Below are 26,416 nucleotides of genomic sequence, written 5' to 3'. Positions count from 1 at the left end.
ATTTTTCCGTTCGTTATTTATACACTGACGTGGAAATTAAATCTTTTGCAATATCAATACGTTTGGTGTCCTGTAACATACCATTTTCAATCATGAAATCTTGATCTTCATTTAAGTTTTTAATATCAACTGAGGTCAGCACAGGGTTGAAGTCGTACAACAAAAATTGTTTTTTAGCATCTTCCAAGCTTAGTTTTTGTTCTTTAGCTGTAATTTCCAATGCTTCATCTGGATATTTTTTGATGAAATCAATAGCTTTCAAATGGGCAGAAAAATAGGCTTTTACTAGTTCTGGATTATTTTTTACCCAATCAGAACGTGCGGCGATAACCGTTGTTGGATTAATTAACCCTTCACCATCAGCAAGTAATACAGCACCTGATTTTTCAGCATCGATTACATGAGCCCCAGCAAGAGTGGCGGCATCGACTTTACCTGATAGTAACGCCGCACTTGCTGCAGGAATGTCCATGTTGATGTATTCAATATCATTAAGGGTAAGTCCCTGACTTTTCAGTGCCGAGACTAACAATTGATTGAGTACCGTCCCTTTTGGCCCCGCAACTTTCTTGCCTTTTAGATCACTAATACTTTTAATTTTTTTATCCATAGTCATAACTGTATAAGCTTTTGGGCCACGAGAAAATGCAGCAATAATTTCAATTGGAGCACCATTAGCTTTTGCTAAAATGGCGGATGAGGATCCCAGCACACTGGCAATGTCAATTTTACCAGCAGCCATTGCTTGGGTCTGCTTTGCTCCTGAAGTGATAACGGAGTTATTCACTTGTTTGTTGTAAACTGCCACTTCATTATCTAAAAAACCTTTTTCGCGCATAATAATGGATGGCATATTAAACGGTGACGTCACATAAGTGATATTTAATGTGTCAGCATCATTAGCAAATGCTGGTATTTGAATAATAAAAGTGACTACCAATAAAATAGATTTTATCAAGTGTTGCATAGTAAAAATTTCTCTTGTTAATTGGGCATGAGTTTATCGGTAAGATAACGGCGCATTTTGACAACTTCGTCTTGATCTATTTCGCGAGGATATTTTAAATCAATAAGTAAATCTTCAGTAATTCTCCCATCATCCATTACAATAACTCTTTGTCCGAGTAATATGGCTTCTTCTATATCATGGGTGACAAAAATGACGCTGCTACTTGTATCTTTCCACCAAGAAAGCAGTTCATTTTGTAATGTTCTTTTAGTAAAGGCATCAAGTGCTGAAAAGGGTTCATCTAATAATAAGAGATCTGGCTGAGTCACCAAGGTGCGAGCAATAGATACTCGCTGCTTCATCCCTCCGGATAGCTGATTTGGGTACATATAACCACATTTCTCTAATTTGACTAATTGTAATATGTCATCAATTCTTTTTTTTATTACCTCTGGTTTTTTCTTTTTTAAGTGTTGTAAACCAAAAGAAATATTTTCTTTTACAGTAAGCCAAGGCATAAGACGTGGTTCTTGAAAAATAAAACCAATACTCGGGGTTTTATTATTCGCATGAGTTATTTGACCAAAATCTATTTGACATAAATTAGCAATAGCCTGTAAAAGTGTACTTTTCCCACAACCACTCTTACCTATAATTGTCAAAAATGTCCCTTTATCAAGAGATAAGGTTATATCTTCTAACGCCTTGATAATGCCTTGATTGCTAGGGTAATGAATAGATAAATTTTGAATATTCATAGTTGCTGCTTTTTCATTTTTCTTGAGCATGCCAAGGTGACAATTTATTGATTAATTTAGATAATAGATAATCGGTAAGCATGCCCATACAACCTATGACGAACACGCCAACCAAAATAATATCCGTTCTGGCTAAAGATTCAGCATCAAGCATCATATAGCCCAGACCCGCACTGCTAGCAATTAATTCAGCTCCGACGAGTGACCGCCAACTAAAACCTAAACCGACTCTTAACCCTATTAAAATAGAGGGCAAGGCCGACGGTAAATAAATGCGATAAAATATTTCTGATTGATTGAAGTTTAATACTTTAGCAACATCAATAAGTTTTTTATCAACTTGTTCCACACCACCGATAAAATTAAATAAAATAGGGAATAAGCATCCCAAAATAATAACGGCTATTTTTTGCTCTTCCCCAATGCCAACCCAAGCAAGTAATAATGGTAACAGTGCGAGAGGTGGGATTTGTCTTAAAAAGTTCAATGGTGGGTCAATGATACTTTTGATCACACTACTGGAGCAGAGTAGCAATGTTAAGATTGATGAAATAATAATAGCAAGTAAATATCCCCAGAAAATACGTTCTAGGCTAATTAGCAAATGCCGAATTAGTTCACCTGATACCAGCAGTTCATAGGCTGTTTTTACAACCGTAATGGGTTTGGGTAAAATATAAACACTAAATTTCCCTGATAAGCTAACCAGTTGCCAAACAACAATAAAAATTATCAGTGTTGTTGTTGTAATGAATATATTTTTATATTTTAAATCGCGCATATCGCTGATTGTAGATGTGAATGATTATTATTGTCAATTGTTGTTATTCTTAAAATTCTTTGAGTGTGCTAACACATACCATTAGTTTTGAACTCAACCTAAAAACTCCTGGCAAAAAGCAAGATATCTCTTTCCATTCTTGTTACATAAACATTACATATTTAACATATGTAAATGAAAGATAATCAATGCACCTCAGCCAGCTTTCTGGCAATTGAATCGCACCTGGCGGTAAATCAACGTCGGCGTCATGATTTTCCCGTCGTCAAGCTGGATTAGTTCGCTTGGTCAAACTCCGGTACAAGTTGTTCAATGATAATGCAAATGCATTGTTACGTGAGTATGGGCTAACCTGTAGCCCCCTGAATTAAGTCTTGCCGCATAATAGAGTTCTCTGGTTAAAATACAACCAAAGGAGGCTCATCATAAAGAAAACGTGTTTTACTGAAATAAGACTATTTCTATTAAAATAACATGGTGGTTTTATTAATCTATTCCATTTTTTTTGATAAAAAAATCAATAGCATGATTAAGTTTATTAATTGCTTCCATGCTATGCTTTAATTGTTTAGATACCTCATATACATCAGGCTCTCCTTTACAGTATTTTTCAAGTTTACGACAACATTTTTCTACATCTAGAGCCCCTATTATTTTCGCGGCACCTACCAGTCGGTGCAAATGACTGGCTAATCCTAACCATTGCTGTGTATCAAATGATATAAGAGCTTGTTGCATATCCTTAGTATTTTCTTCATATACTGATCGTAACAGAGAGTGCAAAAGTTCATTATCATATTGAGTTAAATGTTGAAGACCGCTCAAATCAACTAAATCTTCTAAAACACCTTTTAGTTCATATATTTTATTAGTCAGTGGAATTTTACAAAGGGTCTCCTCCAGTTGTAATAAACGCAATGGCTTAAATAAACAGTCATCCATTCCAGCATCAAGGCAATTCTGTCTTATCTTGGATTGTGCGTTAGCGGTTAAACCTAATATTGATAACGAACCTATTTGCTCGCTACGCAGTGAACGCGCTAATGTTAATCCATCCATTATTGGCATACCACAATCAGTGATCACCAGATCAAAATGGTTATTACGGTATAACTGCAATGCTTGCATGCCGTTTTCAGCTTCAGTAACATGATGCCCCAATCGAACAAGCTGACGGTTTAGCAATAATCTATTGGTTGCATGATCGTCAACCACAAGAATATAAAGGGGGTGTTCACTAGTTGATAGTATATTCGTATCATTTTTTATTTTTCTAGCTTGTAGTCGACCTTCCAAAGGCATTCTTATTCGGATGCTTGTACCACATTCAAGTTTACTGTCTAGCTTGATTTCCCCACCCATAAGTGTAACTAATTGGGCACATATTGCCAGACCGAGGCCGGAACCTGTTTGTTTTTTTCCTGCATAGGATTGTTTATAAGGGGCAAATATATCTACTTGCTCTTCGCTGTCAATACCCACACCTGTATCATTGACGACTAACTCTAACATTATTTTTTGGTTGTTCATTAATCGATTAGTAACAAAAACATCGACGGAGCCATAGGTTGTGAATTTTATTGAGTTGCTAATCAGGTTTGATAACACTTGTCGCCAACGCATTACGTCTATATATACTTCATTAAAATCTATTTCTTCAATATAGTAATTAAGTTTTAAATTTTTGTTACGTGCAAGTCCTTTAAAAGACTGCACTATAGGATTAGACAGATCATAAATTGTTACCCACTCTGGAGATAATTCTAATTTCCCTGATTCAATCTTATCCATATCAAGAATATCTCCAACCAGGGCCGTCAATGATTGCGCTGTTTCATAAGCAATATGAATCGAGTCCATATTCATCTCATAATCTTCTTTACGGGTAACTAACAGCTCCAATAATCCTAGTATGGAGTTGACAGGGGTTCTGATGTCATGACTCATCGTAGCAAGAAAATCACTTTTGGCCCGATTAGCTTGTTCTGCTCGCTCACATGCGCTGGAAGTTTCCGCCATTAAATATTCATAATATGTAATATCTTGCCAACTACAAATCAACCCAGCTGGTTCTCCACGAGAATTTCTAAATAACACTGAATAATGTATAATTGAATGATCTTTTTCTCCATCATTTATGCTATAACGTACTGGTTCGGGGGTGGGGATATCTGGTGATCGTAATATCATGCACAACTCAAGATAAATAGTAGCTAAAGGGTGTTTTGGTGATGTCAGAGGAATTCTACTAAGTACACTGGGCTTTATTTTAAAAAACTCATTCCAAGCCTGACTGCGTAAAATTATTTCACCATTAATATCAACTACATAAAGTGGAACTGGTGTGGCTATAAATAGCGTATCTCTAAAGTATATCTGTTCCTGAAGTTTTGATTGGACTTCCTTGCGTAGGACGATTTCACGGCGCAGATAAAAATTCCAAATTAACGAACTTATCACCAGAGTACTGAAAACGCCAATTAACCAATAAAATTGAGTCCGATATACAACCCAAGTTTGTAACTTGATATCAGGTGTCGGTTGCCATTTATTGATAAATAGAGAGATATCACTCTTTGGAATTTCTGCTATGGCTTTATTTAAAATACTGTATAGCTCAGGTTGATTACTAGGAACAGAAAATGAAATTTTCGACAATGAATCACCTAGCGTACGGTCAATTCTAAGCTGACCGTGGAAATAATGTTCAATTATATAATTCGCCGAGACCAAGTTATTTATAGAAGCATCAACGGTGCCATCTATAACCATTCGCATAGCATCATTAGCATTTTCGAATTTTACTAAAGTAATTTTCGGATAATGGAGTTCTATCCACTTTTTTAATATATTATCTGGAGTTATTGCTAATTTTTTAATATTGGAAAGGTTTTTTTGTACTACCCAATTTTTTTTAACGACTAAAACAAATGGTGTTCCCATGTAAGGCTCAGTAAGTAATGTATTTACTTTACTAAAGTCTCTTGACATAATAATTCGATCTTTTCCCGGCACTATATATGTCATAGAGTTAACATGGTTAGACTCAATAACATTAAAATTTAAACCAGTACGAATATGGAGCAACTTTAGTATCTCGGCTGAGATACCATAGAATTTTCCAGAAGGATTTAGCATAGTAAATGGAGCATTAAGTGGATCGACAATAACTTGTAACTCTTTGTTCTTATCAAGCCATTGCTGCTCTTTTAGCGTTAGATTAATCGGTTTTTTATATTGCGATAGGTCAGCGCCTAAAATCCATTTCAAATAAATCTCTTTGCGCTGCTCAAGTGTAATATTATCAAGTGCCATATTGATGGTTTTTTTTAACTCAAAATCATCATGTTTAAATATAAACCTCGGGCCCAAATTTTGCATTGGGAATCGTTCTAATATGGATAAAACATTCCCATAATTACGATCTATCAAGAAATTAGCAATAATCAAATTACCAATAAAAAAATCATTTTTTTTGAATGCTACAGAAGATAATGCCTCAAGTGATGAGTTATAACGAATGATATTGGCATCAGGATAATATCTTCTTACCCACTCATCACTTAAATAACCACTTGATAAAGCTATATTTGGGTTTCTTTTTGTTGTTGTTAACTCTGGCCGTCTTGTTTCTCTAGTGACCAGAGCTGGCTCATCAGCTATAAGTGGCACACTACTTAGATAACTTTTTGTATCATATAATTGTATTTCAGAGTCATCTATCAGCATGTCTACTTTATCATCATTCAATGCGTCTAATGCTAAAGCCCTATTTGGATAATGTATCATTTCAATAGAAACACCTAAGTTCCGCGCAATAATAAAAGTGTAATCAGATGAAATTCCAACTGTTTTTTTAGTGTTAATATTGAAGCTATAAGGAGGGTTCGCAGGTAAAAAGACACCAACACGTATGTTTTTGCTGTTGTGACACTCTGATTTTTTATGGGAGCTTATTTGATTGTAGCACGACTTAATAGGAGGTGATGCACCTAAAAATGTCGGAGTAAAATATAATATAAATAAAAAAATAAGTGTAAAATTATGCATATATAATTAATCTAGATTGTGCCGAAGTGTGAAATTTAATAATTCAATCATGTTATTAATCTCTAGCTTCAGCATTAATCTGCGTTTGTAAGTACTGACAGTTTTATCACTAATGTTCATTTGAATGGCTATATCAACGACTCTATATCCTCTTGATAGGTATTTTAAAACCTGTAACTCTTTATAAGAAAGTAACGTGATTTTATCCTTTTCATCACAATCAGAAAGTTGGATAGCTTCATTGTTTATATTTTTCTTTGGGAAGATATTATATCCTTTCTTGAGAATGCGAATAGCTTCACTTAATGTATCCAATGAGTTACTCTTACTGATAAAACCATTGGCACCCGCGCTAGCACTTCGCTTAATATAATGGTCATCATCTTTACTTGTTAGCATTAAAATCATTCCGTTATAGCCTTTTTTGCGTAAACGAAAGACTACTTCAATTCCAGTAATAGGAGGGATATCTATATCCATTATAATTAGATCTGGAGTTAAATGATTTGCTATAGAGATAGCTTTGAGACCATTATCGGTTTCACCAATTATAGTTAAAAATTCTTTTTCCAAAGCCACTCTTATCGCAAATCTGGCAACAGGGTGGTCATCAACAATCAATACACTTTTCATTTAATTCCTCTATTTTAAAAAGTTAAATGTTACTTAATGACTGAAGTTGTTATTGAGGTAATAAGTTCCACATACACATCCCATCAAGAATTTCACTGATGGTAATAATCGGTGAAAATAGTCAAAGAGACTTTGTCTTCATATTTATGGTGCTGTTAATCCTTGAGATTATTTTTATATATAATAAGTTGTTAGCTCTAATTTATCTGTTTTTATACTTTAACTAATATAGGAATTTTACATAAACAATAATCGATTCTAGTATGTTGCTTTGGACATTACAAGCTTTTAAATAAGATTGCTATAAGATGAGATCCTAACACTCAATTTACTCTTACACTTTGAGTGGTTATTTGGTGCCAACAATTAATTATATTAAACCTAACCTAAATGAGGTTTGACATTTTCTTGCCGTTTGTAAGTAGTTATGTAGAATTTATTTTCTAGAAAAATCACGTCATACGCTAGATTAAAACTAAACATAAGTATTGAAATAGGGAATTTTTATAATGTTAGGCAAGTTAGTTTTGGTTTCTGTAATCGGTTTATCTTTTTCATCTCTGGCATCTGCTGAAAGTAAAAATACGTTAAGTTTTGGGTATGCTCAAAGTGGTAATACCAAGTTTAAGAATAAAAGTATTAATGGTAATAGCCCCGAGCAATTAAAAGGTAAACCTGATGGTATAAACATAAAGTATAGATACGAATTTGACAATAAATTTGGGGTTATAGCGTCCCTCACTAAATTATATTCGGGAACTGATTATTTAGTGAATAATAAGGTGATTGCTCGTGGTCATTTTGACTACACATCACTACAAATTGGTCCAACCTATCGTCTGAATGAATACATTAGTGCCTATGTTATGGGAGGAATAGCATCCTATAAGCTAGAAGGTGAAGATTATCGAGATGGATACGTTGAATCACAAAAAGCACGTAAGAAAGGTTTTGGATACGCTCTTGGGTTACAAATCAATCCTATCGAAAATATTGCTATCGATACTTCTTACGAACAATCAAAAAGTGGCGACTTTAAAAGTGGCGTATGGTCTATATCTGCAGGATATCGTTTTTAATTAATACTCCATTTTATATTAGTTGCTTAGGTATTGAGATTTTAATTTCTTAAGCCATGAATATATAATGTTTTTATTAATATTCAATTTGTGATATTAATTTAAGATCGGAAAGTGTAGTTAATAATATTATGAGCTAAGTTTATTATAATTAGCTCTTCAAGGTGTTTTTATAACTAAAATTAACATAGATAATTTTTATGTTATCTCAATACTTTCCATTTTATTTTGGTCATTATTGGCTGGAAAAGTCATCATAATATAAAAATTTATTAGGTTAAAGCATCTATTTGTAAACATACCTGTTTTAGTTCTATGCATTTTTTAATGTTCCTCGCCAGATTATTCATCCATCAGTATTCTTCCAGATATGATTATTTCGTGACCTATATCTATATGAAAGTTAGCAGTGATATTCCGTAAGCTATTTCTCTACTAGTGCGAGCCGTTTCAACGGGCTTGTTGCAAATAATGAGAGTCGATGATTTTACTCATTGATGGGTGGAATAATCAAGCTAAACCACTTCTTGCAACAAACCCCGCAAAGTATACCTGCGCCAGTGTAGTCATTACCCTACATTAAGTTAGTCTTTGCCTTTCATTATTTTAATCCAATGATGACAGACAATTAGCTGACCAGAATGGATAATGAATCCTATCGAGACTTGTTGATAATTAGTTTTTCCTTCTATAGGCATTTATTTTCTCGATTGAAGTTAAAGCCTTTAATTGGTTTTATGCCTAGAAGTGTAACTACATAACGCATTTATGTTAAATAACATATTTTTATTTTTGCAAAGTATTATTGATTGGTGTTAATTCAATATGAAGAGAATATATTTTTTTGTTTTGGTGAGTTATTTTTCTTGCATGGGAGTTTCTGCTGGTCAGGGTCTGGTCAGTAATATTACTCCCAAAAACTTTGCAGTAAAGTTGGGGGCGACTCGTATCATTTATAATGAAGGCTCTTCTGGTCAATCATTAGTTGTAATGAACCCTCAAGATTATCCTATGCTTGTTCAGTCGTCTATTTTAGGGGAAGATAAAAGATCTCTAGCTTCTTTTATTGTATCCCCTCCTTTATTCCGCCTTGAGGGAAACCAACAGAGTCGTATTCGTACAATATGGACTGAAGATGCTCATCCTAATAATGATAGAGAGATGTTAAATTGGTTGTGCATAAAAGCAGTACCTCCAGTAGATAATTATAAAAATAATACTGGGGTCGCATTTAATTTGATGGTTAGTACTTGTATTAAGTTGTTTTATCGACCTAAATCAATTTCAGGAAGCCCTGAGGATGTTGCAGGTGAATTATCTTGGAAATTAAAAGGTAAAGAAATAACCATCAATAACCCGACTCCATTTTATATGAATATTGCTTCAGCTAGTGTAGGAGGGAAATTGTTGCGTAATATAGATTACATTCCACCTTTTACATCTAAAGAAATAAAATCACCAGATGGTGCTATTGGAAACGTAGAGTGGAAGGTAACGACTGATTATGGTGGGGAAAGCAAAACCTTTAAAACGACGCTGAAATAAATTTGTCTCAGCCCCCTACATTAGTTAGCCATTAAATATGAATAATAACCGAATTACTTTAGTGTTGTTTTTGCTGATATTACCACCAATAGCTCAGTCAAAAACTTACTTTTTTGATCCAACAATGCTTGGCCATACAAAAAATAATGTTGATATATCTCTCTTTAATTTGGGAGTACAGCAACCAGGGACCTATAAGCTTGATATTATGCTAAATAGTACTCAATTGGATAGTAGGGACGTCACTTTCCGCCTGAAGAAAGACGGCAAAGATGGCCCTGTTTTGGTGCCTTGTCTTACTATTAGTCAATTGTCTCGCTATGGCGTAAAAACTGAAGATTATCCAAGACTACTAAGTTCTGCTAACAAAAATAATAATAGCGAAGAGTGTGTAAATATTAATGCAATACCGAAAGCAAATGCCACTCTTGACCTGAATAATCAACAGCTTTTGCTCAGTATTCCTCAGATTGCGCTGCGCCCAAAACTAGTAGGGATCGCCCCTGAGGAAAGTTGGGACGATGGTATTTCTGCATTTTTAATGAACTATAACGGCAATATAACACGCTCGGAATATCATATTGGGGCAGTTAGAAGAAGTGATGCTTCTTGGGTACAACTGCAACCAGGAGTCAATATTGGGGCTTGGCGTTTTAGAAACTCAACCAATTGGCAAAATAATAGCCAGCGCGGCGATGGTAGATGGCAAAGAGCCTATACCTATGCTGAGAGAGGATTATATAGCCGGAAAAGCCGATTGACTCTAGGTGAGCGCTCTACTCCTGGTGATATTTTCGACAGTGTGCCATTTAGGGGCATTATGCTAGGTTCTGATGACAGCATGATTCCCTATAACATGAAGCAATTTGCGCCGTTAGTGGAAGGTATTGCCAGAACACAAGCTCGTGTTCAGGTAAAAGATGATGGCTATACCATTTATAATGCAACCGTTTCTCCGGGCCCTTTTGCTTTACGTGATTTATCTGTAACGAATGGCAATGGCGACCTTCAGGTTACAGTATGGGAGACCGATGGTGCTCCACAAAAATTTACCGTCCAATACCAAACACCAGCGATTGCTTTACGAGAAGGTTATTTTAAGTACAACGTGATGGCCGGATATTACCGACCTTCCTATCAGTCATCAGAGAAGGTGCCGGTTGGCCAAGCGACTTTGATGTATGGGTTACCTTTGGATATGACTGCTTATGGTGGTGTTCAGGAGGCCGAATATTATCAGGCAGCTTCGTTAGGATTAGGTGCATCACTTGGTTTCTGGGGGAGTGTGTCAGTTGATGCTAGTGGCGCCAAAGGTCTGCTTCATAATAATAGGGAACAGCAAGGTGCTATTTGGCGGGTGCGCTACAGTAATCAGTTGCAAAAAACAGGAACCTATTTTTCAGTCTCTAGCCGGCAAAGTATTTCACCAGGGTATCTTGATTTGGCTGGGGTACTCGATAGTTACCGTTATGGTGTATTAGATAATGAACGATATTCTTCTCATTCAAGGTTGAATTCACGCACGACTATGTCACTTGGGCAATCTTTAGGGCGTTTCGGCAGATTTAGATTAAATGGTTCAATCATGGCTCGGGGTGGCAACCAAGGGAATAATAAAAGCTATTCTTTCGGGTATGACACGAGTATTGGAGATGTGTCATTTTCACTCAATGTGAGCCAAAACAGAGCTAGATTGCCATCAGGGGAATATCGCAAAGACAGAAGAGCTAATCTTTGGATGAGCATACCTCTGGATATATGGGGGGGGGATCACGCTAGAGCTAACTGGCAATTAACCTCTCACCCTGGCGGAGAACAAACTCAAGATATTGGACTCAGCGGGCAGGCCTTTGATCGACAACTTGACTGGGGTTTGAGTCAGAATTATCGGACTGGTAGCCGATCTGGTGAACAAAATAGCAGTTCGATGCATTTTACATGGAATGGCCCTTATGCACAGTGGGGGGGGAATTACAGCTATGGCCCGTCGGTTCGACAGTATGGTTTGAATGCTATGGGGGGAGTGCTTATTCACCATCGGGGTGTAACTTTTGGGCAACCGTTTAGCGATACCTTAGCATTAGCTATTGCACCTGGTGCCTCTGATATATCTGTTGGAGGATGGCCTGGAGTTAAGACTGATTTCCGTGGTTATACAACAGTATCTGGTTTAACGCCTTATAAGGAAAATATTGTTAACCTTAATCCTACGCAGCTTCCGTCTAATACTGAAATTATACAGACGGATACAAAAGTGGTACCTACCAGGGGAGCCGTCGTAGAGGCAAAATTTAAAACCAGTATAGGATCTAAAGCTTTTATGACCATACGTCGGGATAACGGGGGAAAAATTCCGTTCGGGGCCCAAGTAAAAGTTTATGGAAAAGAAGGATATGTTGGAATTGTTGATGATAACAGTTTGGTGTATTTAACTGGCTTATTGAATAAAGGTGAATTGGTTGTCGCGTGGGGTGAGGAACAATGTAAAGTGAAATATTCTCTGCCCAATAAAAAGAATAAAACCGGTTTTTATCATATAAACAGCATTTGTTATTGAAAAATTTTTATAGATTTTAATGACTCACTTTTCTGTCATTTTCTATGGGCATATTAAGATTATGATGTATTTTTCTCGCGCAATTTTTGCCGTATTACTTTGTATTTTATTATCGAATAAATTATGGGCCGCAGATAAAGTGGAACTAACATTTCATGCCGATAATATAATGCAGTCAGGCCGCATAAGTGATGGGGCCGTTTTTGGAAGAGGAATGATTACTTACAACGGTAATCATACTGGGTTTCGATTGTGGGGTGATAATTTAACTTCTAATGGTAGACCTGGCTCATATATATTAAAAGGTGTTAATAATGACCTTAATATATTGAGGCTGCGTATTGAGTCTAGTGGTGTGCCATTTAGTTCTCAATCTGAAAACAAAATTGATGTATTGACCAATGATGACACTATTAATTTTTATTTTGTTTCTGATGGTGATCAATATATTGCAACTGATAGATATGTACTTGAGATTAATGGTGTTGTTTTATTGTCTGACCTGAGGTGATATTTAACCTCATTTAAAAAACATTCTTTTATGAATGAATGTGATTTTTATTTTAATTAAAGGAGATTAATAGTATGAAATATATCAAGAAATTGGTCTGTGTAGCGATTCTGGGCTCTATCTCTGGAGCAAGTTACGCGGATTCGGTAGATCTAAGTACTCAAAAAGTTTTGACTACGGAAATAGCTGTTATTTCAGGAACAACTATTACTGGGACCATAACACCGTCAAAACAAATTTCCGCAGGTGATCAGGAAGAGACTGTACTTGCAACCGTCAGCGGGTTAGTTACAGGTACTGAATCTTGGTTGATTACTGGTGATAATACTGCTACAGACTATAATACGGGTAATTTTAGCTGGACAGTAGCGGGTAAAGGTGATCCTAAACACACGCTAAGAGTAAGATTAGATGCAGGGGCGCAAGAGGGTTATGGCGATTTTAAAAGTGATCGTATGTGGAGAAAATATGCTAATAACGCAAAGGTTAATTTAGTCGTTGATAGCAAACAGAATGTAGCAGCGGATGTTTATCCGGTTAATGTTACAATAGCATCATGGCAAAAATAGTTAATTTTATGTGTTAAATAATCAATTGCCAATATTAATAAATATTGGCTTACCAATGGTTATTTAGCGCTGTTCTGGTAGTTATCAGTTATTTAAATGGTAACTATCAGAACAAGTGTTTTTCTGATATCTACAGTTGGATTGAATGGCCCGCTATAAAGTGTGATTCAAGCGCTACATTACAGGAACCATAAATAGAAACACTCGCCTAAGGGCCAGCTGAAACTACATTATCGCTGCAAGGGAAAACAACACCTACCAGCACGGTATTTGGCACTACTGGCTATCTCGAAACAGCTAAATCAGAGTGAGTCCGTTGATTTCATAAATGATGCAACTTTAGTGTCTAAGTTTCTTTTGATACAAACTAATAAATTGAGAATCCTTATTTTCAATAACGTCTATGCAGGTCAGTCTCCAGCCATTATAGTAAACACATGGCTCATAATAAAAGCTTGATAACCTCAAATAAATTTATTGTTTATTTTAAAAATCAGCTAAAGAGATGTTGATCCATCCTAATAATTTATAAACCAAATTGCTATTTTAAAAATATAATAAAAACTACAAATAGTCGCCATAATTAAGACTATCAGTGCCATATGACCTTTCACATTACACCTTAAATGGTTACCATTACCATCACTATATGGGAAATCCAAAAAAGTCATACCACCAATGTACTAACCCGCTTGCAAAGTTTCCCATGTAAAATAAACTCAATATTGTCACGGCAATTAGCATAGTAATAATAAAATATATTCTCATACAATTACTTAAAACTCCATCTATAATGATCTATAGGACAATTATAGAATGTATAAATGACACGAACCTTAAATCAAATCTATTTTGACTGAAAAAATAACTTATGACCTCGTTAAAAGATCGGAAGTTTGATGTGTGGTTTCACCAATTTTATACCACTACCATTAAAAGCTTTCGGCTAATCCCGATGATACGGCATCCTCGTCACTCGCTAGTCTGATATTTCTGTATGTTATATCCATAGATATCACTATATACCAATAATTTTTTAATCTTTTATTTTATATTATCTTTCTATTCATTATTTGTGCGCCGAGTATAACTTATTATAATAATTATGATTATATTATTTGCTTATTGTTATTGTCATGACGTCCACAATTATAAAGGGATGGTTATAAGCCCAAATGTTTTTACAGAAAAAATAGGCAGTGGTGAAAACTTACTGCAATGCAGTTGCTATCAGTCCAAGTGCCAGATGGCTAAGTTTTAGCTTAGACGAGTGATGTAGCTCAGTATCTCAATTTGCCATAAAACATATTGCCTACTAATTGCAAAAAACTTATTCATCTATTTACTTCCCCTATACTAATAATTAATCTTAAGGGAAATATAATTTTAAATGTTTTTGAATTGACTAAAAAATACTAGACATGTCAGCCTTGCTATTTACATTAGTGTTATTGCAGATATTTTTCAGCTTTAGTCAAATCTGGTTTTGAAACAATACTGCCACTAAGAACCGCTAAAACCATACCGCCATCCGTAGTATTACTATGAAAAATAGGGGGTAAATATTGACCCGATGACTTACCATTGGATGGATTACACGCTTAATTGGGGTGGTAATGGTGTTCATATTATCTTTCAATAGTCATCGCTATTATATACTGCGTAATTGCAGAATATCTTCCCAAAGTAAAAATGTTACACGGGATCGTTTTTGGTATCGGTGTTTCTGTATTTGCGCATGGTTTAGTCGTTCCTTTACTCGGATTATCTGGATGGTTATGGGTTGCAGGCCCAGAAGCATTGATTTCTGAATTTTTTGGCACTGTATTCTGGATTTTGTCAATTGAAGCCATTAGACAAAATCTACGTTATACCTTAACCAAAGGGCCTGATGCTGAACGCTGTTAGCGAAATAAGATATGTGTTATCTGGAGTTTAGTTTCTTCGAAAACAGACGTTTAATATAGTATTAATGACTAAATCTCCCTCATTTGAAAAGCTCTACTGAAGTATTAAAAGACAGATTCACTGCAAGTGTAATAGCGGCGTTATGTAAACAAAATCATGTGAACAAATAGCTGATATTACACTTGGTCGCAGCGATAGGTAATGAGCTATTTAACCGGTCTTATTGAAGACTGACGAATGACCAACTCCCCCTCCACTCTCATTTTCAATGATAACAGAGACTGCTGTTGTGTAATTTTCAGCAAGGTGTGCAATGCCAGCTCCCCCATTTCGCCATAGGGTAAATCTACTGAGCTTAATTCAGGGGTGAGTTCTGAGGCGATACTTTGGTTATCATAGCCAACTACCGCTATATCATCAGGAATATGTAACCCTTGTGACAAAATCGCCTGATAACATCCCAAGGCGATATAGTCACTGCTACAGAAAATGGCTTCTGGCCGAGGAGTCAGTGCCAGTAACTCCAATGTTTTATTATAAGCTTCTTTTAATGACCAGTTGGTGACTTGGATATAGCGTTCGTCAGGGCAAATATCATGGTTTATTAAGGCTTGTCGATAACCGTAAATACGATCATTGGCCGCATCCATCCACAACTCACCCGCCAAGATAGCAATCCGTTTATATCCTTGATCTAATAAATGACTGGTGGCTTTATAAGCACCAATCTTATCTGCGGGTAATATACAAGGGACATCGGGCAGCTCAGGGCTATAACCATTCAACATTACCATTGGAATAGATAAATTGTGGAACATCGGTGCCAGTTGATTAGTCATACAGGATGCATAAATCACCCCCTGATAACCTCCTCCACTGATTTCCTCTTCCAAAGCGATACAATGTTCGGGTTCATTTTCCTGATCAAAAATAGCCAATAGTTTGTTATGTTGCCAAGCCGCCTGCTGAACCGCACTCACGGCTTCAATAAAGGGGTCGTGATTGATTAAGCCATTAATTATTAATGCTATTTTTTCTCTCACTACCGGTCGATCTACTGCTTTATGGACATAACCCATTTCCTGGGCAATACGCAGCACTTTCTCTCTAGTGTCGTCGGCTAATTTGATACTGTAGGAACCATTCAACACCAATGAAACCGTCGATTGAGAGACTCCCGCCTTAGCCGCAATGTGACTCATGGTAACTTTAGTTTTTTTACTCATATTTTACTCATACTGGCTATGTTTCATCTCTTTTTATACTAACAGATTTTAGTCAACAGGATTAGGCATCAGCTTTCCGCTAAGTTCACCTCTCATGTATTTACTCCATTTATCAGAATTCCCACCTATCTAACTTTGTTAAAAAAACAACTGATTGATATTAAACAACTTATGTTTGTCTGTGAAAATAATTTCGTGAATCAGCTCACTCTTAAAGCATTAGCTCATTGTTATTATTCAATTAGCTAATATATTAGCTAATGAGCTAATAATTTATCGAGCGAGAATAAAAATGAATAAATGGTCTGAAGAAAAGTCATGGGAATGGCATAAAAAACAGGGCTGGTTGTGTGGCTTTAACTACCTACCACGTACCGCAGTTAACTGGACCGAAATGTGGCAACGAGATACTTTCGATCCTGCAAACATTGCCCAAGAACTACAATGGGCCGCTGACGCGGGATATAACACGCTACGCACCAATTTACCTTTTGTGGTCTGGCAGCTAGACCGTGATGGATTAATAGCTCGCATTGAACAATTTCTCGATATTTGTCAAGGTGCTGGCATCAAAGTGATGTTGACCCTAATGGATGATTGCGGATTTTCTGGTGACCATCCTTATATTGGGCAACAGAAGCAACCGACTCCCGGTTTGCATAATAGCCAAGCCGCTGCCAGCCCTGGTCGTAATATCGTAATGCAACCTTACTTATGGGGGCATGTAGAGCTTTACATCAAAGATATTATTGGTCATTTCGCTCAAGACGAACGGATCGCTATTTGGGATCTTTACAACGAACCCACTAACCGCATGATTTTCACCTTAACAGGTGAAGAAGCCTTTGACTCTGCACTGGAAGAATACAGCCACCAGCTAATGGAAAAAGCATTTACTTGGGCGCGGGAAATTAACCCATCACAACCATTAACTGTAGCTGCCTGGCATATTGCCAATATTCTAGATCTCGATGCCCCGATTTATGAGCATCCGACAGATCGCCGGGCACTGGAATTGTCCGACATTATTTCTTTCCATGCCTATGTGCCGCTAGATTTGATGAAAAAAGCGATCGGAATCCTGAAGGAATATGAACGCCCGATGCTGTGTACTGAATGGTTGGCACGTCACGCAGAATCGAAAGTACAAGACCAATTACCTTTGTTTAAGGCTGAAGGAATTGGTTGTTATCAATGGGGTTTAGTTAAAGGGAAAACGCAAACTTATATTCCGTGGCCTGAAATAAAACGCAGAGATAATAACTATAGTGAACGCTGGTTCCATGATGTCTTAAATGAAGAAGGCATTGCTTATGACCCAGCAGAAATAGAAATAATCAAAATGCTAACAAAATAAGAATAGACTATTCCGTTATGGCTTCTAAAACCTATATATTGCCATAGCGGAACTTAGAAAGTTCACCTGTACCCCACATAATATAAAGGCTAAGAATGAACATAAATCATTCAGGTGCAAAAATCCCAATGAAAGAACTTGCTTCTTATTTTGGGTATGGAATGGGCCAGTGCTTCAGTTTTGGGCTGGTAGGCAGTTTTATTCTCTTTTTCTACACTGATATTATGGGAATCTCACCAGTAGCAGCAAGTATGATTTTCTTAATCGCCAGGGTATGGGATGCAGTACATGACCCATTGATTGCTGGTGTGATGGATACCATTAATATGCGGCGTGGAAAATTCCGCCCATACTTGATGTTTACACCTTTTTTGATTTTCATCGTCACCGTGGCTGCATTTTATAATATCGAAGCCAGCCTGATGACGAAAACAATATATGCTGGTGTCACCTATATCTTATGGGGAACATTATATGCCCTCTCTGATATTCCATTCTGGTCAATGAGCACAGTAATGACGGATGAGCCGCAAGAACGTGCCAAAACAGCAACTTGTGCAATGCTCGGCGTTAATGCCGGTATTGGTGCCACAATGGTTTTATTCCCTTATATCAGTGGACTGTTTGCAGAGAACAGTGCTGACCGCGGCTACCTTGCTGGTGTTGTCATCCTCATGACATTGGGGGTGATACTGATGTTAAATGGATTCTTTAATATCAAAGAGCGCGTCAAAGTCACAGTAGTTGAAAAAATCACCTTAAAGCAGACCTTTATTGTCGTTTGGCAAAATAAGCCGCTATTTTTTATACTTAGCGCCTTTTTCATGAACGTTTTTTCTAACATCGTTAACACATTTTATATTTTCTTCTTCACCTATAATATGAAAGATGCTGAATTAGTTTCTGTTATAGGTTTAATTACTTTTGCCTGTGCATTGGCTTGCCTTGGCACTCCATTCTTAACCCGTCACTTTAAAAAGAGAGATTTATTCATTGCTCTATGTGTGTTGGAGATAATAGCTCGCATCGGTTTCTGGTTTACCGGTTATCACAATGTGGTCTATGTAATGGTCTGGTTAGCCGTGATTACAGCAATTTTCATGATGACCAACCCGCTTATTTCCGCAATGATTGCTGATACGGTGGAATATTCTTATTACCATACCGGTAAGCGTTGCGCTGCTATCACTTTCTCTGGGCAGACTTTTGTCGGTAAACTCTCAGTTGCTGTTGCTGGCGGGCTTTCTGGCCTGATTTTATCAGTATTGGGCTATATACCCAATGTGGCTCAGTCGGAATGGACATTAAATGGCCTGTTTTTCTGTATTTCTCTGCTACCTGCTTTAGGCGCAGTAATACGCATTCTGATTATGAGAAAATATAAATTTACCGAAGATGAACATGCCATCCTGCGTGAAGAACTGAAACAAGGGAAATTCCACCCTTCCGTCGGTAAATAGATAATGTAATGAGCTTGGTAAAGTAAACAAGGCCGGTTCGTTAGATATACGAAGAAAACTACAGTGTTTACGGTGTACGCAAGGTCTGGCAGCAGTAAGCCGAAACACCACAGCGCCGGGCAATAGCTTCGAATGTTTGAGTGGCATCGGGTAAAGCCTTTGTCGAACGCTTGACCTCACTGGGGTCGGAGCCATCGGCAATTAATTTGCGTGCGGCGTCGCGTTTAGCCCGCGACTCTGAAAGTGAGAGGGCGGGGTAGACCCCTAATGCTAGGGTATTTTCTTTGCCGAGATAGCGATAACGTAGCCACCAGTATTTTTGGCCCATTGGGATGAACTAGCAAATGCATGCCAGCGCTGTCAGTCAGTTTGTAAGGTTTATCTTCGGTCGCACTTTCACATCGGTGAGTGCCATGGATAGCCTCTGGAATAGACTTTGTGGATATAATCATTATCTAACTGGACTGCACCGGCATTTATGCCTATAGGTGTAACTTGATGTAGGTAGAATCAGATTGAATTCAGTTGATATGGAGTAGGGGACGACAGCAGTAACAGCAGGATTTAAAATGCAAAACGGACGTCAGTGGACGTCCGTTTATGGAATAGTGGTGCCGGACTCGGAATCGAACCAAGGACACGGGGATTTTCAATCCCTGCGTAATTGTTATACCAACAGTAATTTCGTCACTTGGATAACTAATCCAGGTAACGTGTATGCATGTGATCTCAGTAATTTCTACAAAAGGTGGGGAGGGGAAATCGACCCATGCCGCCAATATTAGTGGCTTTTGTGCTGATGCAGGTCTAAAAACACTGCTTATTGATGGCGATTATGCTCAGCCAACGGCATCCAGCTACTACTCACTTCGCTATGAAGCCCCCTGCGGTCTATACGAATTACTCATGCGCACGGTTGAACTCAATCGGCCAGAACAACTCATTTCTCGTACTAATATTAATAATCTTGATCTCATCATTTCTAACGATCCCCATGAGCAATTAAAAACAGCCATGATGCATATGCCTGATGGGCGTATCCGTTTGCGTAATCTGTTAATGCACCCCTTGTTTCAATCTTACGATGTCATCGTAATTGATTCCCAAGGTGCCCGTTCCATCATGCTGGAGTTAGTTATTCTGGCAACTAACCACACCGCAGTCGCGATGATAAAACCGATCGTCCCTGATGTGCGGGAATTCTTACGCGGCACTATCGCCTTGATGGAAGGGCTATTGCCCTACAACAATTTTGGAATTGTGCTGCCACCTGTGAAGGTGCTGATTAACTGTATGGACTATACCGTCTTAGCCAGAAATGCATTGGATGCCCTAACTGATATTGTGGAACAGGGAGCCTATGGATCTGTAGAGATTTCAGTCTCTATGTTACAGACCAAACTTTATGATTTGGATGTTTACAAATCTGGGCATAGTTTAGGGCTTCCTGCTCATCGCCTTGAATATCATACCGAACGTAAAAGTCCTGCTGCTGCACAGACCATGCATTCATTGGTCTGTGAGCTATTTCCTGAGTGGATAGAACGCTTTGATACTGTTCTTGCTGCACAACCCAAAGGAGAACAGGAATGACCACGTATCTCCCTCCACATTCAGTAGAAGCTGAGCAATCGGTACTGGGTGGTTTAATGCTGGATAATGACCGATGGGATGATATTGCCACGGTTATTTCTGCTGAAAGCTTCTTTTCACGGCCACATCAGTTAATTTTTTCCGCAATGACAAAGTTGCTTGAGCAGGGAAAACCCATCGATCTCATTACTGTAACGGAATCAATTGAGCAACAGGGGCAATTAGAACAGGCCGGTGGCTTTGCTTATTTAGCGGAACTGTCAAAGAACACACCCAGCGCCGCGAATGTTGTTGCCTATGCTGAATATGTCGCCAGTTATGGGCAAAAGCGCCAGTTATTGTCATTAGGACATGATCTGGTTGGGCAGGCCAGTGATGCCAGAACCGATCTGGCGAAACTGCTGGAGGATACCGAAAGGCGATTATTTAGTATTGGAGAGCAACACTCTTCTGATTCTATCGCTGATATGCCTACCGTTCTGGAAAGCTATTTAGAACGTTTGGAACAACGCTGTAGTAATCCAGATGACATTGTTGGTACTCCAACGGGTTTTGAACAACTGGATGAACTCACCACGGGCTTGCAGTCTGGAGATCTTATTCTGGTTGCCGGACGCCCATCAATGGGGAAAACCGCACTCGGGCTAGCCATGTGTGAAGGGGCGTTAAATGGCCGAATTGCTCAGTCGGTACAGATATACAGTCTGGAAATGCCCACAGAACAATTACTGTCGCGCTTTATTGCCATGTTGGGAAGAGTGCCGTTACAGAACTTACGTAACGGTAATATGAGTGATGAACATTGGGGGAGAGTCAGTGCTGCAATAAAGATATTACTCACTGATTGGAAGAACCGTTTGTTGATCGACGATTCCAGTTATATGACCTCCTCAATATTACGTTCCCGTATTCGCAAAAATGCCCGTAAACATGGTACTCCATCGTTAATTCTGCTGGATTATCTACAGCTTATGCGTTGCCCTGGACAGGAGAACCGTACGCAAGAAATCGCAGAAATATCACGTTCATTAAAGGTCTTGGCGAAAGAGATTGGGTGTCCAGTCGTGGCACTTTCTCAGCTTAATCGCTCACTTGAAAACAGGCCCGATAAACGGCCCAATAATGGCGATCTTCGTGATTCAGGAGCCTTGGAGCAAGATGCTGATGTGATCATGTTTATTTATCGTGATGAGCTTTATGACGATAAGACCCCAGCTAAGGGAATAGCTGAGATAATTATTGGAAAACAGCGAAATGGGCCAATTGGCACAGTAAAAGTACAATATCAGTCCGAAATTACGCGATTCGAGCCAATATCTGGGAGGGACTATGGCGGTTAAAAGCATAGCTCTCAAAGAACAACTATTAAAGCGAGGACATACTCCTCGTGCAACCAGTAATAATGTTGCCATTTTACCTGTCAGCGAAATACCATTAAATCTGACTCTGGCTCAACTGAGGCCAAACCCAGATAACCCACGTACCAGCCGAAACCCTAAATATGAGGAAATCAAAGCCTCTATTCGCGCTCGTGGCTTAGATTCCATACCTAAAGTGACCAAAGATCCTGAAAATGAAGAGGATGTCTATATTTTCAGTGATGGCGGTAATACGCGTTATAGCATTCTGATGGAATTATGGACCGAAACCCAGGATGAACGGTTTCGCCATATTCAGTGCATTTTTAAACCCTGGCCAGGGCGATTACAATGCTTGATTGGTCATTTGGCAGAAAATGATGTCAGAGGTGATCTGTCATTTATAGAGAAAGCACTGGGTATCGCCAAAGCCAGATCTATTTATGAGACGCAACTGGGTAAAATAGTATCCCAGCGGGAGCTAGAAACTCTCTTGCGTACTGATGGTTATCCTATAACCCAATCGAATATCAGTCGCATGAACTATACGGTCGAGCATCTTTATCCTTATATTCCTACACTATTGAACTCAGGAATGGGAAGACCACAGATAATTCAGCTTATTGCATTACGTACCGCCGCCCAGAAGTATTGGGATCACTCTTCCATTAATTACGATCTTTTAGACAAGTTTGACGATATTTTTGGGCAAGTCTGCCGATCTCTGGATAACCCCGAAAGTTTCACATATGAAGTGTTTAAAGATGAGTTAATCGGATCATTATTAAAAGCACTACCCGCTCCAGATAATACCTATGACCGATGGTTAATAGAGCTCGATCCCACCGAACAGAATCGTCGTAAATTATTTGGTGAACCAACTCAAACGCCTCGGCATCACTTGGATGAAAAGACCACGGTTAAGCCGGTATCTTTACCATTAGAAATATCCGACAACGCTATACCTCCAGCGCAGATAAGCCATTCCAGCCCCAGAAAACAGAGCAACAAAGAAGAGCAACTGGATTTATATCAACAGCCCAAAGAATCGGTGCGGGCAACGACTTCTTTGGTTAATCCAACACCCGTTACTCCCATTGCAGAACCCCGTTCATGTATGGCTGATACCCCGCAACTTCAGCAATCCTCAGTCGCTTTCGCAAATGCAGGGTTGGAGCCGGTGACAGATATTTGGCTGATATCTAAGTTACAGGATGATATTGAACATCTGCAGGATATGGCTTTTCGTCTGGCATTTGAACTGGCGGAATCCATGGGACTTGAAAGCAGTCTTCAGGAAAATAAAGAACGAATGAGTGCGGGCTACTCTTTTATTAACCTTAATTTTGCAACATTAGCTCCCGAAGCTCAGTTATTAATAACTCTATGTGCTGAGTCAGGATCGCCATCAGGAACATTGGCATTTTTGGCAATATCCATCACTGGATCAGCGGCCTCATTGGGAGAACCAAGGCTCAATGATATATACGCCGTAAAGTACTTACGCTTGCTTAGAATTCTCCGCCGATTGCGTGAACTACAGCGAGAAGAAGCCTGCAATCTACAAACCTGCAAGGATGCATATGATGCCTGACATTATTGATAACGCACAGAAGGTCATTGAGCTGATGCTTGAACAGCAAATTGCCTCAGTAAGATCTCGACTGAATGCAGAACCTACCCTGTTTTGCCTGGAGTGTGAGGACCCCATCCCAGAGGAACGTCGTATAGCTATCAGTGGTGTTTCACACTGCGTGGAATGTCAGAGCTTATTAGAATTTAACCGCAAAGTAGGAACCGGGATTGGGAGGGGGAAAAATGTGTAGTTTACCCATTGGTATTACAACGAATACGTTGCTCACCCAAGTTTTAATGGAACTAAAATCCGGCAATATCCGGCGTTGTGAAGCTATGGGGCTGACAATTACTGAACTGCAGGAACTGAACCGGCTAACAGTGGAAGACCTTCATTATCTGGTTAATACACCAGTGTCTATTTTGACGTTTCATATCAATCATACCAATCTGAACATGATGTTGACGCAAGCTCGGCAGGAGCAAATACGGGCGCAATGTATAGACAAATCGCTTGTTCTGGGGGGCTCTATCGAGATGATGCAGAGCTTTTTCGGGCTGACGGCAACTGAGGTGAGTACCCGGCGGCGGCTAATGGGTATCGTTGTACGCCAAGGGCGAACATTAACCCCGACAGAAGCGGAAGAAATTGCTGTTTGGGAGTTATGGAATAAGGAAAAAGTGACCAATCTGGAATCATTGGATGCCTTGAAAGTCATGATGAATATCGCCGAGAAACAGGATATCGCTTTAACGTCGGTATGGGCGCTGGCAAAAGGTTGGTCAAAACAGCAACATCGGGGTGAAGTTTAATGGTCTCGCCCGTTCTAGATAACGTTATTCAACATACTTTGTCGAAAATGACAGTGCGTATAGCGCAGAAAACACAGTCCGGTGTAGCAGCAAATGAACAAAGCGGGTTGGTGTTTCTGGGGAATGTGCATGATGCCATTCCACGCCAATTATTTTTAGATGAACGACTATCTGCTCTGGATAAAATGGCGTGGGTAATGATCCGTCTTTATGCTCAGCAAAATGAAGGGGCAGTTTTTCCAACTTATGATGAACTGCAACTGCAGCTTTCTGCCCCTCACTTAGATAAAGCTTCCCGCGAAACCGTCAGTCGTGCGCTGTTAATGCTTCGGCTTACTGGCTGGTTAAGTTTGTGCAAAAGAGTGCGCGATAATGGGGGGCGGGTGCGGGGCAATATTTATGCACAACATGATGAACCTGTGGGTTTTCGTGATGCTGAATATTTTGACCCAGGTTGGTTAGACACTGTGGCACAGGCTTGCCGACATGGTAATAAGTCAGTGCGTTTAACCGCACTTGCCGTGCTACACGACATTAAGTCTGACACGGCCATGCGTCACCGGCATTCACGCATAGAGATGTTTGAAGCGAGATTATCAGCCCCCCAAACCCCTAAAGACTTCGCGAAATTACGCCATACTGCACAACCTCAACCCAGTTCGAATGCCGAACTAAGCCAAAATCGCAGTAAATCAGTACGAAAATCACTGAGTTCGATATCCGAACTCAGTATAAAAACAACGAGTTATAGCAAAGTTCGAAAATCGAACCGTTACGTAGTACGTAGTTCTACACAAGGTGTAAAAGATACATATGTAGCCCCTAGCCAATCACCGGCCCAATTGAAATGGCCACAAGCCCTGATTGAGCATTTGACCACACAGGACAGAGACTGCGTGGAACCAAAATTGCTGGCTCTGCCCGAGAAATTAGGGCAATACGTTCTGGATGACGTCGCTAAACGGATTGGTTCGGGTGAAGTACGCAATGTCGCAGCCTACCTGCTGGGTACGTTGAAACGGGCTCGAAATGGCCAATTTAATACTATTGCCAGCCTCCCAACTACTACAGCTTCAGCAGTTACCCCCACCCGAAAGACAATCGCTGAACCCCAGAACAAACCAGAACAAAAACGGGCCAAACCAGAGTCTATTTCGAAATTACTTGCAGAGATTCGAACAACATACCTGCAACCATAAACAGAAGGTCAAAAAGTAACCACTGATGACAGTGTCATCAGTGGTGGCTAGAGCTATTTAGTCTTTAGACAAGCGTTCCTGCTGTGTTTTCCAGTTTATCAGTCGTTGAATTGCTGAGTTGTACTAGTTTGGGCGAAGTGAATAGACTCGAGAAGAAAGCCTACGCAGGTAAGCAGCATCCTTATTGTATTATGAAAATTCAGCCCAAACGCGTTGTGGGTCTCACTGTGCGCAGGTGAAATAGCCACCACAGCCTATTGGAGTAAAAATTCGAATAAATGCATATTTTAAGACTAACATTTCACCTTGGTGTGATAATCCAGATTAATCCACTTATAAATCAATTTAATTCATTGAATTATAATATTTGAGAATCCTCTGATATTTAATGTTACTTCTTCCACATCATATCGTTACACAAAGAGGCTTCCTTTAGCATTTAATCTCATTAATTGCAGTCGTTCCGCTAATCGATATAATACGCCGAAATAATAA

Annotated in this window: 20 protein-coding genes and 1 pseudogene; 14 read left to right on the top strand and 7 right to left on the bottom strand. The window is 38.8% G+C overall.

Translation table 11 applies throughout. From position 1 onward, the window contains the following. Positions 1–13: 13 nt before the first annotated feature. The 5 genes from OP863_RS16400 to OP863_RS16380 form a co-directional block, all read right to left on the bottom strand. Positions 14–967 carry an ABC transporter substrate-binding protein gene (locus OP863_RS16400; RefSeq protein ID WP_145591549.1) on the bottom strand — a complete coding sequence of 318 codons (954 nt, stop codon included), beginning with the start codon at positions 965–967 and terminating at the stop codon, positions 14–16. Positions 968–984: 17 nt separating this feature from the next. Beyond that, positions 985–1,737, bottom strand: coding sequence for an ABC transporter ATP-binding protein (locus tag OP863_RS16395; protein WP_038630790.1), 753 nt, complete (start codon positions 1,735–1,737; stop codon positions 985–987). Continuing rightward, on the bottom strand, positions 1,721–2,488 hold the full coding sequence (locus tag OP863_RS16390; RefSeq protein WP_038630792.1) for an ABC transporter permease: 768 nt from the start codon (positions 2,486–2,488) through the stop codon (positions 1,721–1,723). The genes OP863_RS16395 and OP863_RS16390 overlap by 17 nt, the downstream gene beginning before the upstream one ends. Before the next feature lie 486 nt (positions 2,489–2,974). Next, entirely contained in the window at positions 2,975–6,538 is a 3,564-nt protein-coding gene (locus OP863_RS16385; RefSeq protein WP_265525590.1) for a response regulator, read from the bottom strand. A gap of 6 nt (positions 6,539–6,544) precedes the next feature. Beyond that, positions 6,545–7,171: a response regulator gene (locus tag OP863_RS16380; protein ID WP_265525589.1), complete on the bottom strand. Its 627-nt coding sequence runs from the start codon at positions 7,169–7,171 to the stop codon at positions 6,545–6,547. A gap of 509 nt (positions 7,172–7,680) precedes the next feature. Between OP863_RS16380 and OP863_RS16375 the strand changes: the two genes are divergently transcribed. The 6 genes from OP863_RS16375 (at position 7,681) to OP863_RS16350 (ending at position 15,340) form a co-directional block, all read left to right on the top strand. Continuing rightward, positions 7,681–8,250 carry an Ail/Lom family outer membrane beta-barrel protein gene (locus OP863_RS16375; protein ID WP_265525588.1) on the top strand — a complete coding sequence of 190 codons (570 nt, stop codon included), beginning with the start codon at positions 7,681–7,683 and terminating at the stop codon, positions 8,248–8,250. A gap of 825 nt (positions 8,251–9,075) precedes the next feature. After that, a complete protein-coding gene (locus OP863_RS16370; protein ID WP_265525587.1) occupies positions 9,076–9,795 on the top strand; it encodes a fimbria/pilus periplasmic chaperone in 720 nt (239 codons plus the stop codon). A gap of 37 nt (positions 9,796–9,832) precedes the next feature. Beyond that, positions 9,833–12,352 carry a fimbrial biogenesis outer membrane usher protein gene (locus OP863_RS16365; RefSeq protein ID WP_265525586.1) on the top strand — a complete coding sequence of 840 codons (2,520 nt, stop codon included), beginning with the start codon at positions 9,833–9,835 and terminating at the stop codon, positions 12,350–12,352. A gap of 19 nt (positions 12,353–12,371) precedes the next feature. Next, positions 12,372–12,863, top strand: a complete 492-nt coding sequence (gene afaD / locus OP863_RS16360) for an AfaD family invasin (RefSeq protein WP_265525585.1) — start codon at positions 12,372–12,374, stop codon at positions 12,861–12,863. A 74-nt stretch (positions 12,864–12,937) separates the two neighbouring features. Further along, positions 12,938–13,432 carry an AfaD family invasin gene (gene afaD / locus OP863_RS16355; protein ID WP_265525584.1) on the top strand — a complete coding sequence of 165 codons (495 nt, stop codon included), beginning with the start codon at positions 12,938–12,940 and terminating at the stop codon, positions 13,430–13,432. 1,638 nt (positions 13,433–15,070) lie between these two features. Next, the gene (locus OP863_RS16350; protein ID WP_268967558.1) at positions 15,071–15,340 is read left to right on the top strand and encodes a DUF1440 domain-containing protein; all 270 of its coding nucleotides are present in this window, start codon (positions 15,071–15,073) and stop codon (positions 15,338–15,340) included. A gap of 206 nt (positions 15,341–15,546) precedes the next feature. On the opposite strand, the gene OP863_RS16345 is transcribed toward OP863_RS16350, so the two are convergent. Then, positions 15,547–16,566 (bottom strand): LacI family DNA-binding transcriptional regulator, encoded by a 1,020-nt coding sequence (locus tag OP863_RS16345; RefSeq protein WP_186368334.1) that lies wholly within the window; start codon positions 16,564–16,566, stop codon positions 15,547–15,549. A gap of 292 nt (positions 16,567–16,858) precedes the next feature. On the opposite strand from OP863_RS16345, the gene OP863_RS16340 reads away from it, so the two are divergent. Both OP863_RS16340 and OP863_RS16335 read left to right on the top strand, forming a co-directional pair. Continuing rightward, positions 16,859–17,923: a cellulase family glycosylhydrolase gene (locus tag OP863_RS16340; protein WP_145588990.1), complete on the top strand. Its 1,065-nt coding sequence runs from the start codon at positions 16,859–16,861 to the stop codon at positions 17,921–17,923. A 95-nt stretch (positions 17,924–18,018) separates the two neighbouring features. Continuing rightward, entirely contained in the window at positions 18,019–19,383 is a 1,365-nt protein-coding gene (locus OP863_RS16335) for an MFS transporter (protein WP_265525583.1), read from the top strand. A 112-nt stretch (positions 19,384–19,495) separates the two neighbouring features. Here the strand turns inward: OP863_RS16335 and OP863_RS16330 are convergent. Beyond that, a pseudogene (locus OP863_RS16330) lies at positions 19,496–19,798 on the bottom strand (Arm DNA-binding domain-containing protein); the annotation flags it as partial. A gap of 302 nt (positions 19,799–20,100) precedes the next feature. Here OP863_RS16330 and OP863_RS16325 point away from each other — a divergent pair. The 6 genes from OP863_RS16325 to OP863_RS16300 are packed head-to-tail and all read left to right on the top strand — an operon-like array spanning position 20,101 to position 25,921. After that, a complete protein-coding gene (locus OP863_RS16325) occupies positions 20,101–20,976 on the top strand; it encodes a ParA family protein (protein ID WP_221869675.1) in 876 nt (291 codons plus the stop codon). Beyond that, positions 20,973–22,316: an SPI-7-type island replicative DNA helicase gene (gene dnaB-PI / locus OP863_RS16320; RefSeq protein ID WP_265525582.1), complete on the top strand. Its 1,344-nt coding sequence runs from the start codon at positions 20,973–20,975 to the stop codon at positions 22,314–22,316. The genes OP863_RS16325 and dnaB-PI overlap by 4 nt, the downstream gene beginning before the upstream one ends. Next, positions 22,306–23,928: a ParB family protein gene (locus OP863_RS16315; protein ID WP_265525581.1), complete on the top strand. Its 1,623-nt coding sequence runs from the start codon at positions 22,306–22,308 to the stop codon at positions 23,926–23,928. Before dnaB-PI ends, OP863_RS16315 begins: the two co-directional genes overlap by 11 nt. Next, entirely contained in the window at positions 23,918–24,160 is a 243-nt protein-coding gene (locus OP863_RS16310) for a TraR/DksA family transcriptional regulator (protein ID WP_229769057.1), read from the top strand. Before OP863_RS16315 ends, OP863_RS16310 begins: the two co-directional genes overlap by 11 nt. Beyond that, positions 24,153–24,722 (top strand): DUF2857 domain-containing protein, encoded by a 570-nt coding sequence (locus OP863_RS16305; RefSeq protein WP_265525580.1) that lies wholly within the window; start codon positions 24,153–24,155, stop codon positions 24,720–24,722. The genes OP863_RS16310 and OP863_RS16305 overlap by 8 nt, the downstream gene beginning before the upstream one ends. Then, positions 24,722–25,921 carry an STY4528 family pathogenicity island replication protein gene (locus OP863_RS16300; RefSeq protein WP_265525579.1) on the top strand — a complete coding sequence of 400 codons (1,200 nt, stop codon included), beginning with the start codon at positions 24,722–24,724 and terminating at the stop codon, positions 25,919–25,921. The genes OP863_RS16305 and OP863_RS16300 overlap by 1 nt, the downstream gene beginning before the upstream one ends. Positions 25,922–26,416: the final 495 nt, after the last annotated feature.

The sequence above is a fragment of the Yersinia sp. SCPM-O-B-9106 (C-191) genome (assembly GCF_026183365.1).
Lineage (GTDB): Bacteria > Pseudomonadota > Gammaproteobacteria > Enterobacterales > Enterobacteriaceae > Yersinia > Yersinia rochesterensis.
Note: the sequence above shows the minus strand (reverse complement) of the source record. Positions and strands in the feature narration are given on the sequence as shown.